Here is a 16836-nt window from a genome sequence, read left to right on the forward strand (position 1 = left end):
TCACTGATAGCCCAGCGGGGGACCGAGGGGCAAGGGCAGCAATCAAGATCGGCAAGGATCAGACCTGAGCGTTTCATCATGGCTTAAGGCATTGATGATACCTCTTGCACAACCACGGAAGGGTAACAACGGAATGCGGCGCCTGGGATTGGCCATCAGCCTCGTCATTGGAACGCTCAGCACAGGTACATCTGTGCAAGCGAACTGCGACCTGATCGACAGGCTCGACAAACTGCACATCATCCAGTCACGGCTTGCCCGCGATCCCGATACGATCCTCTTTGCGACAGACATTCGCCAGATCCGCATCGCAAGCGCCGGGATCAGCGACAGAGATGCGGTCAGCGCCGTGGACGGAAACAGTTTTACCGGACATGGGGCAGATGTGGTGCGGTTCTTGCAAAACACAAGGGCATTGCTGCAACGCGCAAGCCTTGACGATCCGCAATCGGTGCGCCCACATTTCGATAGCCGAACAAGGGAAAACCTGTCACAGATCGGCGCACATCTGACAAACCTGCGCTGCAACGACATACAAATCGCGATCGACACGGCACAGACAGCAGAACGTGGCTCTGGTGGCAACAGCGACGCAGAAGACCTTGCCCAGGTAGCAGAGACGCTCACTCGTCTCGCGGAAGAGGTTTTTCGGCCCCGCACACTACTGATCATTTTACTGGTGGCGATCGCCATATCTTTGGTTTTGCCAATAATACGGCATCAAGCGCATCTACGCAAAAGACGCGCGAAACGGCACAATACCACCTACACAACAGACTACATCTTTAACAGCAGCCAAACCAACGGCATGTTGATTGACATCAACTGTCACGGCACAAAGCTACGGCATGAAGGTGACAACCCGATCCCCTTAGGCACGACCGTCAATATCTCAATTTGTGATAACTGGGTGGATGGCACCGTGATGTGGAGCAATACCCACTATAGCGGCGTGTTGTTCCGCAAGGCCATCACCTTGTCAGACGTGCAAACGATCTGCGAGGCCGAAACAACCACTAAAAAGCAAAACGACGCCCAAACGGGCGCCGCCTAGCAAATCTGTCGTAACGCTTACTGTGCGCCGTCGATGAACTTTACCGCATCACCAAATGTCTGAATGGTTTCAGCAGCGTCATCAGGAATTTCAATGCCGAACTCTTCTTCAAAAGCCATGACCAGCTCAACAGTGTCGAGGCTGTCAGCGCCCAGATCATCAATAAAGGACGCAGCTTCCGTCACTTTGTCTTCTTCAACACCAAGATGCTCTACAACAATCTTGCGTACACGGTCTGCAACGTCGCTCATATCAAATCCTTACGTTTCTAGGGGCTTGCGCCCGTTGTTCCTCGGGCTTTCGCCCATTCTTTTGCGCCTTTGCAGGTCGCGGTCCTTATCTGCGTCGCACAACATTTGACGTAGGGTCACATGTGCCTTTCAGCAAATCTGCGTGGCCTATAACAGAGAAATCCGCAATGGCAAACGCTTTCGGTCGCCGAAAGTGACGACTTGCTAGAACATGGCCATGCCGCCGTTCACATGCAAGGTCGTACCCGTGACATAAGCGGCTTCGGGGCTGGAAAGATACAGCACTGCAGCACCGATTTCATCGGCGTCTCCCATGCGACCTGCAGGCACCTGTGTCAAAATACCGGACTTTTGCTCATCCGTCAGTTTATCGGTCATCGCAGTGGTGATAAAACCGGGTGCAACACAGTTGACAGTAATCCCGCGGCTGGCCACCTCATAGGCAATCGACTTCGACATCCCGACCATCCCGGCCTTAGAGGCTGCATAGTTTGCCTGTCCCGGATTACCGGTTGCCCCAACAACAGATGAGATGTTCACGATGCGGCCCCAGCGGGCTTTCATCATCCCCCGGATCACGCCCTTACACAGGCGCATGGTCGAGGTCAGGTTGATCTCCAGCACCGATGCCCATTCGTCATCTGACATGCGCATAAAGATATTGTCGCGTGTGATACCCGCATTGTTCACCAACACGTCCACCGACCCCATCACGTCAATGGCCTGTTTGGGCAGGGCTGTCACCGCCTCTGCATCACTCAGATTACACGGCAGAACATGGGCGCGGTCGCCCAATGATGCGGCCAGTTCCTCAAGTGGTGCAACCCGGGTGCCTGACAGCGCCACGGTCGCACCGGCATCATAAAGGGACTTTGCAATCGCGCCACCAATGCCACCGGAAGCGCCTGTTATCAGCGCATTCTTTCCATTCAAATCAAACATTTAAAATCCCTTCTTTATGTCATTTATTCATCGCGGCTGCAACCGCCACAACACTCTCCGGCGTCCCGACAGCGGTCGTCGTCAGACCGCGATCAATGCGCTTGACCATGCCAGACAACGCCTTGCCTGCGCCGATCTCATACACGTCTGTGACGCCTTGTGCTGCCATATACATCACGCTTTCACGCCACCGCACGGCCCCGGTGATTTGCTGCTCCAGCAGGCCCCTGATCTGTGCGCCATCCGCCTCAGCCTGCGCCAGAACGTTGGCCACAACGGGCACCTTTGGGTCTGTAATCTTTACATCAGCAAGGGCGCGGGCCATGGCATCGGCGGCAGGCTGCATCAGGCTGCAATGGAAAGGCGCACTGACCGGCAGCAACAAAGCGCGTTTTGCGCCTTTGGCTTTGGCAATCTCGACGGCACGTTCGACAGCGGCCTTATGTCCTGACACAACAACTTGGGCTGGGTCATTGTCATTTGCCGCCTGACAGACCTCTGCCTGTGCGGCCTCGGCGGCCACCTGCTTCACAGCCGCCAGATCCAGCCCCAAGATAGCCGCCATTGCACCGACACCAACAGGAACAGCGTCCTGCATCGCAAGCCCGCGGGCCCGCAACAAACGGGCCGTATCTGCCAACGTAATCGCGCCAGCCGCAGCAAGCGCCGAATACTCTCCCAATGAATGCCCGGCCACAAAAGACGCAGCTTCAATGGTGACGCCCTCAGCCTCCAAAGCACGCATTACCGCCATCGAGGTTGCCATCAGCGCGGGCTGGGCATTGGCGGTCAGGGTAAGCTCTTCAATATCGCCACCCCAAATCAAACCCGACAGGTCTTCTCCCAGCGATTCATTCACCTCTTCAAAAACGGCTTTCGCCGCCGGATAGGCATCTGCCAGTGCCTTGCCCATCCCGATGGTCTGAGCACCCTGCCCCGGAAATACAAATGCGCGCATGGAACGCCCCCTCGTCATTGTTTTTTGTTGTTTGAGGCTTACCGCGCCAAGCCCCCGCACACAAGCGATCACACACCGTCAGGATCGCCGCTGCACAGTGCCAACGCGCCTATGCACAAAGCCTGACCTTTGCTCAGATCACAGACATGGTAACTATGGCGGCAGACACAGCATCGGAGTTCGCCATGTCCGGCACACAGACCGCTACCACCTACGGCACCGTTACAAAGATATTCCATTGGTTGACGGCCCTCTTCATCCTGACGGTCATTCCGCTAGGGGCAGTCGCAAATCGGCTTCCCTATGAGACCAACGAACAACTCGCTTTCAAAGCGCAGCTTTTCTCATTCCACAAGACGCTGGGGGTGATCATCTTTGCTATTGCCCTCGCACGGATCATATGGGCACTCACCCAGACAAAGCCTGCCGCGCTCCATCCTGAACGCAAAGTCGAGACGATGCTGGCGGAGTTGGTCCATTGGTTGCTTTACATCTCTCTCGTCGCGGTCCCGCTCACCGGCTGGATTCATCATGCCGCAACCGAAGGCTTTGCACCCCTTATGCTGCCCATCAGCCAGGACCTGCCCTTTGTGCCCAACGACGAAGGCGTCGCCAAGCTCTTTGCCGGATTGCACTGGGTGTGGAGCAAGATCATGGTCGCCGCCATTCTGCTACATATCGCAGGCGCGCTGAAACACCAGATCATCGACAAGGATACGACGCTCCGGCGCATGTGGTTTGGGACAACAGACGCAACAATAGGCACCCATCAAAGCAGTCTTACAGCCCCGATCGCCGCTGTCATCATCTATATCGCCGCTACCGCAGCGGGTGCTGTAAGCGGTCTCTACACCGCCAAATCCGACGTTGCGGCAGCAGACCTCGCCGAAGTGTCCTCCGAGTGGACGGTCAGCGACGGTGAAATTGCACTGACCGTGACCCAATTAGGCAGCCCGGTGGCGGGGGCATTCGATGAATGGACCTCTGCCATTACCTTCGACGAAACGGCCACAGGTATCTTGGGAAACGTCGAAACGACAATCGCGATAGGTTCGCTCCAGATCGGGTCGGTCACAGATAACGCCTTGGGCACCGATTTCTTCAATGTTGGCAGCTTCCCGACTGCTGTGTTCGCAGCGGACATCCGGTCTGACGGGGACGCGGGCTATGTTGCCGAAGGGACATTGACAATCAAAGACATCACAGCACCTCTCAGCCTGCCATTCACGCTGGTCATTGACGGAAACACAGCGCAGATGTCCGGCTCTGTCGAGATTGATCGCCGGACATTCAGCATCGGGCAAAGCATGAGTGACGAAAGCAACCTTGCCTTTGCCGTAACCGTCGATATCGCCGTTACCGCAACACGCTAGACAACAAAAAGGCCGCTTCCGTCCCGGGAAGCGGCCTAAACCGTGAGCGACTTTGGTGTGGGTTATCCGGCCTGCATTGCTTCGATTGAAATCATGATTTCAACTTCATCGCTGACGAAGGGCGCGAAATTGCCAACTTCAAAGTCAGAGCGCAGTACTGTCGTTGTGGCGTCAAAGCCAGCCCAGGGCTTTTCAGCCATCGGGTGCATGCCGGTCTGGTTCAACTTGGCATCCAATACCACGGGCTTGGTGATACCGTTCAACGTCAGGTCGCCTGTGATCAGGGCCGTATCTTCGCCGGTTACTTCAATGGCTGTTGATGTGAAAGTCACCATTTCATCGGCGGCTGCATCAAAGAAATCACCACTCATGAAATGGTCAAAACGCGCCTCCCAGCCTGTCAGCATGGTGCGGACCGGGAAAGAAACACTAACGGAGGACGCCGCTGGATCTTCTTCGTTGAATGAGATTTGGCCCTCGAAACCCGAGAACATGCCGTAGGTCGTCGAATAACCCAAGTGATCATACGTAAACACGATCTGACTGTGGCTGGCATCCAAGACATAGTCGCCGGATGCAGCGAAAGCGGGGGTGTCAGAGCAGCAGCAAGAGCGGCAGCGGCGATAAACTTTTTCATTTTTTCGTTCTCCAAGACAAATGAGTGTTCATGTGGAGTAACTAGCTCATCACAAATCTTTGCATAGCTTCAAAAATGAACACAACTTGTTCATCCATACGCAGCACGATGCGCGATGAACCGCCAGTGGGTCAGACAGCCTCGTCTCCCGGAACGGCGTCTGTACCTAACAGGTCCCGCGCCAAACGGTCCCGTAAAGGCAACAACTGCGCGGTGGTGCCTGACGCAACTGCAATTGTCTGGGTGGTATCAAGGTAGCCCAACAATAGATGGCTTTGGCCGGTATCCGTGTCCGGCTCCAGGAAGATGCCACCTATCTCATCAAAGGTGTAAGTGGCCACGGTTGTCGGCTTGCCAGAGCGGTTACAGACAACTTCCCGAACTTCGTTCTGGCGGGTATCGAAATGAATCTGGGGCAATGTGCCCCGGCTTGCAAACCACAACAGATAAAAAGCTGCGGCCCCCATCAACGTTGCCGCGCCAACACGCATAATCCCCAAATCACCATCAAAGAAAAGGGTCGGCAGCACCAGGACACCAAAGGTCGCTGTCATCAGGCAAACGCCAAAGAAAAAACAAACCGCCTGGCCAAACATCACTGCAAAAGGCGCGCCTTTACCCGATTTCACTTTGTAGCCCCAAAACACATCCTCAACTTCAAACGGGGATGTCCGTGCTATCTTGGTCGAAAAATCTGCGGCGGTTGCGTTCATATCTGTCATCTGCCCACTCCATTTTTTCTTGGCACTAGAATCCAGCTTAAAGCTGGCAATAAAGGGCAAGCTCAAGGCGAGGTTAAGAAATCTGAAAATGTTGCTAAAACGCAGCTTTTACTTGTGTTTGACGGCTTGCATCATACCAAATGGGCTGTATAAGACGCCATCCTTGCTGCAACACGTATGAACTGCGCAGCCTCTCGTGGATGGGACGCATGCAAGGTCAACCGCCCATCCTTTGAAATGCGCCGATATATGAACTGGAGTAAGCATGCCGCTATACGAGCATGTCATGATTGCGCGTCAGGACCTGTCCAACACGCAAGCAGAAAGCCTCATCGAACATTTCGGAACGGTTCTTGCCGACAACGGCGGCAAGTTGCTGGAGAACGAATACTGGGGCGTCAAGACGATGGCCTATAAGATCAACAAGAACCGCAAAGGGCATTATGCCTTTATGCGCACAGACGCGCCCGCCCCTGCCGTGCAGGAAATGGAACGCCTGATGCGCCTGCACGAAGACGTGATGCGCGTGCTGACCATCAAGGTCGACGCACATGAAGAAGGCCCTTCCGTGCAAATGCAGAAACGCGAAGAACGTGGCGAACGCCGCGAGCGCCGCTAGTCGTTGATCGCAGATAGGATAATCAATCATGGCAACTAAACCATTTTTCCGCCGTCGTAAGTCCGATCCGTTTGAGGGCGATAACGCCCCCAAGATCGACTACAAAGACACCCGCCTTTTGCAGCGCTACATCTCAGAGCGCGGCAAAATCGTTCCCGCCCGTATCACTGCTGTTGGTGCAAAGAACCAGCGCGCCCTCGCCCGTGCGATCAAGCGTGCCCGTTTCCTTGCCCTGCTGCCATACGCTGTAAAATAAGGACACCATCCCATGGATATCATCCTACTTGAGCGCGTCGCAAAGCTGGGCCAGATGGGCGAAGTCGTTTCCGTAAAGGAAGGCTACGCACGTAACTTCCTGCTGCCACAAGGCAAAGCACTGCGCGTAAACGCAGCGAACCTTGCGCGTTTCGAAGCTGAAAAAGCGCAGATGGAGGCACGTAACCTAGAGACCAAGAAAGAAGCCGATGCTTTGGCTGAAAAGCTTGACGGTCAAAAGTTCATCGTGATCCGCTCTGCCTCGGACGCTGGTTCGCTTTACGGTTCTGTCACCACCCGTGACGCCGCAGAAGCCGCGACCGATGCTGGCTTCTCAGTCGACAAAAAGCAGGTTGTTCTGCTTGGCGCCATCAAAGAGCTGGGCCTGCACGACGTTTCCATCAAGCTCCACCCTGAAGTCGAAGCCACGATCACGCTGAACGTTGCACGTTCCGTGGAAGAGGCTGAGCTGCAAGAAAAGCTTAAGCAAATCCATCGCCGAGCTGGCCGCGGAAGAAGAAGCTGCGGCTGAATTCGAAATTCAGGAACTCTTTGACGATATCGGCGCTGCTGCATCGGACGACGAAGATCTCGCCGAAACAGCGGGCGTCGAAGTTGCAGAAGACGCGTCTGCACAAGAGGCCGAAGAAGAGTAAATCTTCAGACACTCTTGCAAAGTATGGGGCCGCTCCTTTTGGGGGCGGCCTTTTTCATTGCGATCAAGCCGCAAAAGATCGCCCCGGCAAAGTTCACGATTTCTTAGCTCGCACGCGCAATGGTTGCGCGCGCAACACGAAATAAGAGTCACGATGAAACAGCTTATGTCCGGTCTTGCGATCGCAATCGCAACCACGCAACCTCTCTACGCCGATGAAACACAGCAAGCGATGCAATCGTTTCTGACAGAAAACATCATCAATTGGGCATCTGATCCTACGCTGATCGCCGCGATTGAAGCGCAGAATACCGAAACCGCTGGCTTCGATCAGGCAAAGATTGATGAACTTGATCAACTTTGGCGCGGTTTCTATGGCTTCGACGACGCCGAAATCATCGCGGATGTGATCAACACGCCCGCGGCTGACTTTCTGCGCACGCAAGTCGATAAATCGGACGTTGCCATCACCGAAGCCTTTATAATGGACGCCCGGGGTCTGAACGTTGCCGCCTCTATGCCGACATCCGATTACTGGCAAGGGGATGAAGCGAAGTTCCAGCAAACCTATATGGTTGGCGAAACTGCTGTCCACTTTGGTGAGGTCGAACTCGACGAATCCACAAAGCAGGCGCAGGCACAGGTGTCCATGACCATCGTCAACAATGATACTGGTGTCGCGATCGGCGCTTTAACGGTTGGTATCAATCTCAACGCCCTGATGTAGGCGACGTCTTGACGGCGGTACTCTTGACTATAGGGCGTGCTGTTCACCAATGTTTTCCGACGAAAGCATCGGGGGCGCAGCATGTCTTACAAACCACAAACTGTTCTAACGACAATCGACGAAGTCAGGTCAGTGATCGATGGCATTCATGAGGCTCAAAAGCTCAAGGTTCTCGATCACATCGACACCCATTGCCGCGTCTGGATTGAACGCAGCCCCTTCTTGGTGATGTCGACGGTTGATGCACAGGGCAACCTTGACGCATCACCCAAGGGCGACCCCGCTGGTTTTGTGAAGGTCGTTGATCGCAAAACCCTCGCCATCCCCGATCGGCCCGGAAACCATCGTTTCGACAGCTTTCAGAACATCCTGCAAACCGGGCGTATCGGTTTGGTGTTCATGGTGCCGAACCGAAATGAAGTTGTCCGCGTCAACGGCAGTGCGCAAATCACCCGCGACGCAGCACTACGTAAAATCATGGCCATCAAGGGGCGCGTTCCTGACTTTGCCATCGTGGTGCATGTTGAAGAGGCCTTCTACCACTGCGGCAAGGCGATTATCCGTTCCAAGCTCTGGGCACCCGATCAAGCCGCACCTGTTGACGGGCTGCCAACCTACGGCGAAGCACTTTTTGCCCAATCCAAAAGCGGATTGACCCGGGAAGAGATTGAAACACGACTCCAACACAACGACACAAACAGGCTCTATGATGAGTAAGAGCCGCATCATATTTGTTGGCCACAGATAATCGCAACTTACCCCATCCGCCGTCTAAACAGGCAAACCGGAGGGTCTTCGCCGACCCATCGACAATGGCGTGACATACCCTTGTCACATCGGCAACCCACAGGTTTAGTGACAGCATTAATCAAAAATTGGGGGTTCAAATGTCACTACGCTTAAATCGTCGTCATTTTATCGCGGGGTCTGCCGGACTGGTCGCATTGCATCCATTCTCGGTCAACGCTGCGACAGGGCAAGCACATTTGCGGCTGATGGAAACCACTGACCTGCACGTACACGTCTTTCCATACGATTACTATGCGGATCGGCCGGTCGATACCGTCGGTCTGTCACGCACCGCCAGAATTATTGAAGAAGTCCGCGCCGAATCCACCAACTCACTGCTGCTCGATAACGGTGATTTCCTGCAAGGAAACCCAATGGGCGACTACATCGCCTATGAGCGCGGCATGAACGAAGGCGATATGCATCCGGTCATCACCGCGATGAATACGCTTGGGTTTGATGCCTCGACATTGGGCAATCACGAATTCAACTACGGCATTTCGTTCCTGATGAAATCCGTGGTAAGCGCGGCCTTCCCGATCGTGTCCGCAAATGTCGTCAAGGACATGGGCGCATCCCCCACCGCGGATACCACTTTGCTACCGCCATACACCATTCTAGAACGCGAGATCATCGACGGCGGCGGGACCGCTGCCCCGATCAAGATCGGCCTCATTGGGTTCGTCCCTCCACAAATCATGAACTGGGACCGCAAGCATTTGGAAGGCAACGTGCAGGCGCGCGATATCATCGAAAGCGCCCGGGCCTATGTCCCACAAATGAAAGAGGAAGGGGCAGACATCATCGTCGCCCTCGCCCATTCGGGCATCGGCGGCGCGAACGCAGAAGACGGCATGGAAAATGCAGCCATCCCATTGGCTGCCATTGATGGAATCGATGCGATCCTGACTGGCCACAGCCACCTTGTTTTCCCATCGTCCAACTACGATGACTGGGCGGGCGTCGATACTGCGGCAGGCACCATCGGGGGCAAACCCGGTGTGATGGGTGGCTTCTGGGGCAGTCATATGGGCCTCATCGATCTGCTGATCGAACGCGACGGGGCCAGCTGGCGCGTCCTCTCGCACACTTCAGAAGCACGGCCCATTTCGCGCCGCGAAGAAGACCGCAGCATCACACCGCTGGTCGCGGATTTCCAACCAGTCTTGGCGTCAATCCAGGACGTCCATGAAGAAACATTGACCTATGTGCGCACCGCTGTGGGCAAGACGGCCGCACCGCTGCACAGCTACTTCGCGCTGGTCGCCGACGACCCATCGGTGCAAATCGTCTCAAACGCCCAACGCTGGTACATCGCAGACCAGCTCATTGGCACAGAGTTCGAAGGGCTGCCGATCCTGTCGGCTGCAGCCCCCTTCAAAGCGGGTGGTCGTGGTGGGCCCGAGTATTTCACAGACGTTCCCGTCGGCGATGTAGCCATCAAAAACGTCGCTGACCTTTACCTCTACCCAAACACAGTCCGCGCTGTGAAAGTTACCGGGGCAGAGGTCAAAGACTGGCTGGAACGCTCGGCCGGTATGTTCAATCAGGTTGAGGCGGGGGCGACAGACGCCATCCTGCTGAACCCGGATTTCCCCAGCTACAACTTCGATGTGATGGATGGGGTGACCTACCAGATCGACCTGACTCAACCGTCAAAGTTCGATCGTGAAGGGGCCGTTATTAATGCCGAGGCCAACCGCATTGTGGACTTGCAGTTCGATGGACAACCCGTTGATCCAGAACAGGAGTTTATCATCGCGACCAATAACTATCGCGCATCAGGCGGTGGCAGCTTCCCGGGCGCGTTGGGCGATACAATTGTCTTCGAAGGGCCGGACACAAACCGCGATGTCATCGTGCGCTACATCGTCGATCAGGGGACGGTGGACCCCAAGGCAGACGCCAACTGGTCCTTTGCACCCCTGCCCGGCACGTCGTTGATGTTCGAGACTGGCCCGGCAGGCGCCGCCTACGCGGACAGCGTGACAGGCATGACCATCACACCCGCGGGCACCAGCGACAGCGGTTTCGCGCTGTTCCGTATCGAGATGTAATCAGGATGGCGCTAGCTCTCTCCGGGGTCGGCGCAATCATCCGTCACCGATCAAACGTCTCCATCTCAAGACGGGCATTGCAGTATTCGCCATCATAGGTGCCGATCCAGATATCAATCCGTCCGTTCGCCGGGCGCGTCAGCACAATACGCGGGTCATAGTTTCCGCGATCATCGTCATCATAGTACCAGTTGGCCGACGCCGTGTTGATCAAAAGCGCTGCATCACACTCACTGACAACGCTCACAACCAGCTGATAGGGATTCATGTTTGATAGCTGGAATGAAAAGTCGGGCGCCGTTGGAAAGTACCCCGCGCCAGTGTCGGTGCCAGGCCGCACGTTCGGGCAATCCCAGATATAGTTTTCGCCTCCGGCGACGACGTCAAATGTGCGTAGGGAATAAAGCTGTTTGCCTGACGCCTGATAGGATGCCTGTGGTGATACGTTGTAGTCCGGGCAAGCAATCGCCGTTGTCGAAAAGCCGACAACCGCGCAAATCGTTAACAGAATTGATCTTAACATCGTGTTGTTCCTTCACTTCATTGCCCCACTATAGATCAAAGCAAAACAACAAAGAACGTGGATTTTTGGGCAGCCAGACGCCATTTTGATGACCGCATGGACCAATGCAACGCAAAAAGGGCGCCCCATTTGGACGCCCTTTTTCAAAATGGATCAGAAAGAACCTATTCTTCTTCGAGCTTCTCAACAGCCTTCTGAAGGTCTTCCTTGGACACTTCTTTGTCTTTCATCGCGGCCTGCTCAAAAATGTGGTCAACGACCTTGTCTTCAAACATCGGCGCCTGCAACTGCTGACGGAACTGCGCATTCTGCTGCACAAACTCAAAGAACTGACGCTCTTGGCCCGGGTATTGGCGCGCCTGATTCATGATCGCCTGCGTCATTTCCTGATCAGAGACCTTTACATCAGCCTTCTGCCCAATATCAGCAAGCAACAGACCCAGCTTTACGCGGCGCTCGGCCAATTTGTTGTGCTCGTCTGTAGGCTGAACCTCTGGATGATCATGCCCTTCGACCTCAGGGTTTTCTTCGTGCCACAACTGGTGCGCAATCTGGCTCGCCTCTGCTGCAACAAGCGAAGCTGGCAGGTCAAACTTGACCTTCTTGTCCAGTGCATCCAGCAGGCCACGCTTGGCAACGGCACGTGAGGCGCCGGTATACTCAGCCTCCAAACGCTCAGTGATCTGCGCCTTCAAAGCATCCAGATCCTCAGCACCGAACTTCTTGGCCAGCTCATCATCCAATTTTGGCTTCTTGGGGCCTTTGACTTCCTTGATCGTGCAAGAGAACACGGCCTGCTTACCGGCAAGGTTCTCGGCCTGGTAGTCCTCAGGGAAGGTCACCTCAACGTCTTTTTCATCACCCGCCTTGACCTTCAGCAGACCATCTTCAAAACCGGGAATGAATGAGTTGGACCCCAGCACAAGCGGATAATCCTCTGCAGCGCCACCTTCAAATGGCTCGCCATCGACCTTGCCGATAAAGTCCAAAACAACCTGATCGCCATCCTTGGCTTGGGTTTTCTTGGGCTGGTAGTCAACGGCCTGTGGGCTCTCGGCCAGGTTATCGAGGGCTTCTTTGACAGCGTCCTTGTCTGCCTTCACGACCATGCGCTCCAGCTTGATCTTGCTGAAGTCAACATCATCAATCTCAGGCAGCTTTTCGTAAGACACGTCAATCTGGACGTCGTCGCCCTCTTTCCAGTCTTCGTTTGTCATTTTCATCTCAGGCTGGGCCGCGGGACGATCACCCGTTTCTTCCAGATGGGAAGACAGCGCACCATCGATGCTTTCCTGCATGGTTTCGCCCATCAGGCGCTGACCAAACTGCTTGCGCAACAATGCCATTGGCACTTTGCCCTTACGAAAGCCCTTCATTTCAACGGTCGGCTGCGCTTCTTTCAGCTTTTCTTCAACCTTGGCATCCAGTTCAGCCGCCGTGACGGTGATCGCATAACCGCGCTTGAGGCCTTCGTTCAGGGTCTCAGTGACCTTCATATGCTGTCCTTCTTTCAAACTTTGGTGCGGGTGAAGGGACTTGAACCCCCACGCCTTGCGGCGCCAGAACCTAAATCTGGTGCGTCTACCAATTCCGCCACACCCGCATGATCAAAAGGGGCAGGTTTTTGGGCCTGCCCCATGGTTGCGCGCTGTCTAGCAAAGGTCTGCGAGGGATGCGAGAGGAAAAATCGCCTTAAATGCCCAATGTACGAAAGACCTTGGGGAGTTCTTCGGGCAAGTCCTCGGCAATCAGACCCGGACCGAAAGAAAGGGCGCATTCGGTATGCAGCCAAGCTCCCGTTTCTGCCGCCTGCATCGGAGCGAAACCCCGCGCCAGAAGGCCGGTAATAAAGCCCGCCAAAACGTCACCAGACCCGGCCGTTGCGAGCCAAGGTGCGCTGCGCTCATACACGGAGGCGTTGATACTGCACCGGCCTGACGGATCAGCGATTACCGTATCCGGCCCCTTGAACAACACAACACACCCTGCCCGCTTGGCAGCCTCCCGCGTCGCATCCACCTTGGAATAGGCCGGGCCTTTAGTGGCAGGTGCATCCAACTTCGCGGCGATATCTGGAAATACCCGCGCAAACTCGCCGCCATGCGGCGTCAAAACGCATTTGTCGTGCAACAAAGCGAAAAGAGGCGCATCGCGCCCGATGAGCGTCAAAGCATCCGCGTCCAGCACCATCGCCCGCCCGCTCTTCAAGCCTGCCTCGATCAGGCCGCGGCTCTCATCGCTCACCCCCATCCCCGGGCCCATGCAGAGAGCATTGATGCGGTTGTCGTCCAGAACATGGTCCAATGCATCCGCATCCTTGATCTTGGAGAGCATCACAGCATTCAACTGTGCGGCATTCTCGATCAACGCAGCTGTCGGGCAACCAAGGGTAACAGCCCCTGCCCCAACCCGCAACGCACCGCGCGCTGCAAGGCGGGCCGCACCGCCTCTGCCGACACCACCAGAAAGGATCAGGGCATGGCCGTGAGAGTACTTGTGGCCATTTCGTTTGAAACGCGATCCGCTTTCATTGGCCATTCTAACTAGTTCAGACCGTGGCAACGTCCGCGAAGCTGAGCTTGAAATTCCAATGTCCGCACAGACAACCTTGCCACACCAAAACCCACCCGATGCGAGTGCATGACCAAGTTTTCGAGTGTGAAAACTAACCGTCAGGTCAGCTGCCGCACAAAGGGCACTGGAACCTCGTCTAATTCTCTCAACAACAGCTTCGTCAAAGATTGGTCGACCGCTATCGGCACATATACCAGAGGGAATATCAATTGCGACGACCGGTGGCGAAAAAGGCCAACGTTCCTTAAGCAATAGGGAGCCTCCTGCATCGACGCAGTCACAGATGTCTCTAAGGAAGGGACCCAGCCCTGACAAAGGCCGCGTCAAGCCCGTTCCAAACAACGCATCAATCACGATGTGCCGGTGCGCTAACTCTGGCGGTGCTTGTGGCGCGAACGGTAAAACCTCTCCCATCTCCGACCAACGCTCACAACTCACCTTCGCGTCTGGCGGCAGCTTCGCAGCATCCCCGTAAAGAAACACCTCCAGATCCCACCCGGCCTCTTTCAACAGCCGCGCAACAACAAACCCATCCCCGCCGTTGTTCCCCGGCCCGCATAGCACCACTGCCCGGTGCGCACCTTCCTTCAGCGCTTAGCCACTCTTCAAAAATAGCCTCCACAACGCCCCTGCCTGCGCGCTCCATCAACTCCAGCCCGGTCACTTCGCCAGACGCGATCGCTGCCTCTTCGATGGCCCTCATTTGCGCAGCAGTTAGCAGTTCGGTCATGGTTTCAGCACCCAAAGTTTTCAGATCGCCCGCAAAACAGACAAGTTGCACAAAATTTAATCAACACGTAGTCTTTCGCCTGACCAGCTTGCCCGTAGGTTCCGCTACGAATTGTCCCTATGCAAGAGAAATGGTCTGACCACTGACGAAACACCAAAGGGGAGTCGCGAGCCGATGAAAAAGATCGAAGCGATCATTAAGCCATTCAAACTCGACGAAGTGAAGGAAGCCTTGCAAGAGGTGGGCGTTCAGGGCTTGTCCGTTGTCGAGGTCAAGGGATTTGGCCGCCAAAAAGGTCATACAGAGCTGTACCGGGGCGCTGAATATGTTGTTGATTTCCTGCCTAAGGTGAAAATCGAAGTAGTCCTGGCCGAGGATCAAGTTGATGGTGCCATCGAGGCGATCATAGGGGCCGCAAAAACAGACAAAATCGGCGACGGCAAGATCTTTGTCTCGCCTGTCGAACAAGCTATCCGCATTCGTACCGGTGAAACCGGCGACGACGCACTTTAATCTAAACGATACGAAAAAGGGACCTGTATAGATGGACAACAAAGCTGTTCTGAAACTGATCAAAGATGAGGAAGCCGACTACGTCGACATCCGCTTCACCGATCCACGCGGCAAGCTGCAACACGTCACCGTTGTGGCTGATCTGGTCGACGAAGACTTCCTCGAAGAAGGCTTCATGTTTGACGGGTCTTCCATCGCGGGTTGGAAATCGATTGACCAATCCGACATGAAACTGATGCCACAGGCCGAAAGCGCCTATGTTGATCCGTTCTACGCTGAAAAGACGGTTTGCATTAACTGCAATATCGTTGAACCCGACACGATGGAAGCTTACAGCCGCGACCCACGTGGTACTGCCGTTAAGGCGGAGGAGTACCTGAAGTCTTCGGGCATCGGCGATGTCGCCTACTTCGGTCCCGAAGCTGAATTCTTCGTCTTTGACGATGTGCGCTTCAGCGTCTCCATGAACAAAGTGTCCTACGAAGTCGACGCTATGGACGGCGCATGGAACACAGACACAGAGTATGAGATGGGCAACACTGGCCATCGTCCTGGCGTCAAAGGTGGCTACTTCCCCGTAAACCCCATCGACGATGCACAGGAAATGCGCTCTGAGATGCTGTCGACCATGAAGCGTATGGGCATGAAGGTCGACAAGCACCACCACGAAGTGGCGTCTTGCCAGCATGAGCTGGGCTTGATCTTCGGGTCGCTGACGCATCAGGCGGATGAGCTGCAAAAATACAAATACGTGATCCACAACGTCGCCCAAGCCTATGGCAAATCCGCGACATTCATGCCTAAGCCCATCGCAGGCGACAACGGCACCGGCATGCACGTGAACATGTCGATCTGGAAAGATGGAAAGCCACTGTTTGCGGGCGACAAATACGCTGATCTGTCACAGGAAGCGCTGTACTTCATCGGTGGTATCCTTAAGCACGCCAAAGCGCTGAACGCGATCACCAACCCGTCCACAAACAGCTACAAACGCCTGATCCCAGGCTTTGAAGCGCCCGTTCTGCGCGCCTACTCTGCGCGTAACCGGTCGGGTTGTGTCCGTATCCCGTGGGCCGAAAGCCCCAAAGCCAAGCGCGTCGAGGCCCGTTTCCCTGATCCCGCAGCTAACCCATACCTGTGCTTTGCAGCGCTGCTGATGGCTGGCCTTGACGGCATCAAGAACAAGATCGACCCGGGCCCATCGTCCGACAAAGACCTTTACGATCTGCCACCAGAAGAGCTGGCAGCGATCCCAACGGTCTGTGGCTCACTGCGTGAAGCGCTGGAAGCTTTGGAAGCCGATCACGACTTCCTGACAGTAAGCGACGTCTTCACCAAAGACCAGTTGGAAGGCTACATGGAACTGAAGTGGGAAGAGGTTTATGCCTACGAGCACACACCACACCCAATGGAATACAAGCTGTACTACAGCTGCTGATTTCCTAAAGCTGAACGAA

General features: G+C 55.2%; 15 protein-coding genes, 1 tRNA gene and 3 pseudogenes. 10 read left to right on the plus strand and 9 right to left on the minus strand.

Translation table 11 applies throughout. The features are described 5' to 3' along the window. The first annotated feature begins 133 nt into the window (after positions 1-133). Positions 134-1054: a hypothetical protein gene (locus tag QTO30_RS06350; protein WP_340423258.1), complete on the plus strand. Its 921-nt coding sequence runs from the start codon at positions 134-136 to the stop codon at positions 1052-1054. Between the two features lie 17 nt (positions 1055-1071). On the opposite strand, the gene QTO30_RS06355 is transcribed toward QTO30_RS06350, so the two are convergent. The 3 genes from QTO30_RS06355 to fabD form a co-directional block, all read right to left on the minus strand. Continuing rightward, positions 1072-1305, minus strand: coding sequence for an acyl carrier protein (locus QTO30_RS06355; protein WP_272146625.1), 234 nt, complete (start codon positions 1303-1305; stop codon positions 1072-1074). Positions 1306-1509: 204 nt separating this feature from the next. Further along, on the minus strand, positions 1510-2247 hold the full coding sequence (gene fabG / locus QTO30_RS06360) for a 3-oxoacyl-[acyl-carrier-protein] reductase (RefSeq protein WP_340423262.1): 738 nt from the start codon (positions 2245-2247) through the stop codon (positions 1510-1512). A gap of 19 nt (positions 2248-2266) precedes the next feature. Beyond that, positions 2267-3205, minus strand: a complete 939-nt coding sequence (gene fabD / locus QTO30_RS06365; RefSeq protein ID WP_340423263.1) for an ACP S-malonyltransferase — start codon at positions 3203-3205, stop codon at positions 2267-2269. Positions 3206-3390: 185 nt separating this feature from the next. On the opposite strand from fabD, the gene QTO30_RS06370 reads away from it, so the two are divergent. Further along, on the plus strand, positions 3391-4578 hold the full coding sequence (locus QTO30_RS06370; protein WP_340423264.1) for a cytochrome b/b6 domain-containing protein: 1188 nt from the start codon (positions 3391-3393) through the stop codon (positions 4576-4578). Between the two features lie 62 nt (positions 4579-4640). On the opposite strand, the pseudogene QTO30_RS06375 reads toward QTO30_RS06370, so the two are convergent. Then, a pseudogene (locus tag QTO30_RS06375) lies at positions 4641-5215 on the minus strand (YceI family protein). A 131-nt stretch (positions 5216-5346) separates the two neighbouring features. Beyond that, entirely contained in the window at positions 5347-5937 is a 591-nt protein-coding gene (locus QTO30_RS06380) for a hypothetical protein (RefSeq protein ID WP_340423265.1), read from the minus strand. Between the two features lie 265 nt (positions 5938-6202). On the opposite strand from QTO30_RS06380, the gene rpsF reads away from it, so the two are divergent. The 6 genes and pseudogenes from rpsF (at position 6203) to QTO30_RS06410 (ending at position 11039) form a co-directional block, all read left to right on the plus strand. Further along, positions 6203-6556, plus strand: coding sequence for a 30S ribosomal protein S6 (gene rpsF, locus QTO30_RS06385; RefSeq protein ID WP_340423266.1), 354 nt, complete (start codon positions 6203-6205; stop codon positions 6554-6556). Between the two features lie 28 nt (positions 6557-6584). Further along, a complete protein-coding gene (rpsR, locus tag QTO30_RS06390) occupies positions 6585-6812 on the plus strand; it encodes a 30S ribosomal protein S18 (RefSeq protein ID WP_008235217.1) in 228 nt (75 codons plus the stop codon). Between the two features lie 12 nt (positions 6813-6824). Next, a pseudogene (rplI, locus tag QTO30_RS06395) lies at positions 6825-7467 on the plus strand (50S ribosomal protein L9). Positions 7468-7620: 153 nt separating this feature from the next. Then, entirely contained in the window at positions 7621-8193 is a 573-nt protein-coding gene (locus QTO30_RS06400) for a hypothetical protein (protein ID WP_340423267.1), read from the plus strand. A gap of 81 nt (positions 8194-8274) precedes the next feature. Continuing rightward, a complete protein-coding gene (locus QTO30_RS06405) occupies positions 8275-8910 on the plus strand; it encodes a pyridoxamine 5'-phosphate oxidase family protein (protein WP_340423268.1) in 636 nt (211 codons plus the stop codon). A gap of 170 nt (positions 8911-9080) precedes the next feature. Beyond that, the gene (locus tag QTO30_RS06410) at positions 9081-11039 is read left to right on the plus strand and encodes a bifunctional 2',3'-cyclic-nucleotide 2'-phosphodiesterase/3'-nucleotidase (RefSeq protein ID WP_340423270.1); all 1959 of its coding nucleotides are present in this window, start codon (positions 9081-9083) and stop codon (positions 11037-11039) included. A 43-nt stretch (positions 11040-11082) separates the two neighbouring features. Here the strand turns inward: QTO30_RS06410 and QTO30_RS06415 are convergent, their stop codons facing one another. The 4 genes and pseudogenes from QTO30_RS06415 to QTO30_RS06430 form a co-directional block, all read right to left on the minus strand. Next, on the minus strand, positions 11083-11562 hold the full coding sequence (locus QTO30_RS06415; protein WP_340423272.1) for a hypothetical protein: 480 nt from the start codon (positions 11560-11562) through the stop codon (positions 11083-11085). A 164-nt stretch (positions 11563-11726) separates the two neighbouring features. Then, positions 11727-13058, minus strand: coding sequence for a trigger factor (tig, locus tag QTO30_RS06420; RefSeq protein WP_340423273.1), 1332 nt, complete (start codon positions 13056-13058; stop codon positions 11727-11729). 22 nt (positions 13059-13080) lie between these two features. Continuing rightward, a tRNA-Leu gene (locus QTO30_RS06425) sits at positions 13081-13165 on the minus strand. An 89-nt stretch (positions 13166-13254) separates the two neighbouring features. Next, positions 13255-14866: pseudogene (locus tag QTO30_RS06430) on the minus strand (NAD(P)H-hydrate dehydratase). Between the two features lie 174 nt (positions 14867-15040). Here QTO30_RS06430 and QTO30_RS06435 point away from each other — a divergent pair. Further along, positions 15041-15379, plus strand: a complete 339-nt coding sequence (locus QTO30_RS06435) for a P-II family nitrogen regulator (RefSeq protein WP_008235227.1) — start codon at positions 15041-15043, stop codon at positions 15377-15379. 31 nt (positions 15380-15410) lie between these two features. After that, positions 15411-16817: a type I glutamate--ammonia ligase gene (glnA, locus tag QTO30_RS06440; protein ID WP_340423276.1), complete on the plus strand. Its 1407-nt coding sequence runs from the start codon at positions 15411-15413 to the stop codon at positions 16815-16817. Positions 16818-16836 lie beyond the last annotated feature (19 nt).

The sequence above is a fragment of the Yoonia sp. GPGPB17 genome (assembly GCF_037892195.1).
GTDB lineage: Bacteria > Pseudomonadota > Alphaproteobacteria > Rhodobacterales > Rhodobacteraceae > Yoonia.

Coding starts and splice junctions, on each gene's coding strand:
- QTO30_RS06350 (WP_340423258.1), top strand. CDS start 134: ATGCGGCGCCTGGGATTGGCCATCAGCCTCGTCATTGGAACGCTCAGC.
- QTO30_RS06355 (WP_272146625.1), bottom strand. CDS start 1,305: ATGAGCGACGTTGCAGACCGTGTACGCAAGATTGTTGTAGAGCATCTT.
- fabG (WP_340423262.1), bottom strand. CDS start 2,247: ATGTTTGATTTGAATGGAAAGAATGCGCTGATAACAGGCGCTTCCGGT.
- fabD (WP_340423263.1), bottom strand. CDS start 3,205: ATGCGCGCATTTGTATTTCCGGGGCAGGGTGCTCAGACCATCGGGATG.
- QTO30_RS06370 (WP_340423264.1), top strand. CDS start 3,391: ATGTCCGGCACACAGACCGCTACCACCTACGGCACCGTTACAAAGATA.
- QTO30_RS06380 (WP_340423265.1), bottom strand. CDS start 5,937: ATGACAGATATGAACGCAACCGCCGCAGATTTTTCGACCAAGATAGCA.
- rpsF (WP_340423266.1), top strand. CDS start 6,203: ATGCCGCTATACGAGCATGTCATGATTGCGCGTCAGGACCTGTCCAAC.
- rpsR (WP_008235217.1), top strand. CDS start 6,585: ATGGCAACTAAACCATTTTTCCGCCGTCGTAAGTCCGATCCGTTTGAG.
- QTO30_RS06400 (WP_340423267.1), top strand. CDS start 7,621: ATGAAACAGCTTATGTCCGGTCTTGCGATCGCAATCGCAACCACGCAA.
- QTO30_RS06405 (WP_340423268.1), top strand. CDS start 8,275: ATGTCTTACAAACCACAAACTGTTCTAACGACAATCGACGAAGTCAGG.
- QTO30_RS06410 (WP_340423270.1), top strand. CDS start 9,081: ATGTCACTACGCTTAAATCGTCGTCATTTTATCGCGGGGTCTGCCGGA.
- QTO30_RS06415 (WP_340423272.1), bottom strand. CDS start 11,562: ATGTTAAGATCAATTCTGTTAACGATTTGCGCGGTTGTCGGCTTTTCG.
- tig (WP_340423273.1), bottom strand. CDS start 13,058: ATGAAGGTCACTGAGACCCTGAACGAAGGCCTCAAGCGCGGTTATGCG.
- QTO30_RS06435 (WP_008235227.1), top strand. CDS start 15,041: ATGAAAAAGATCGAAGCGATCATTAAGCCATTCAAACTCGACGAAGTG.
- glnA (WP_340423276.1), top strand. CDS start 15,411: ATGGACAACAAAGCTGTTCTGAAACTGATCAAAGATGAGGAAGCCGAC.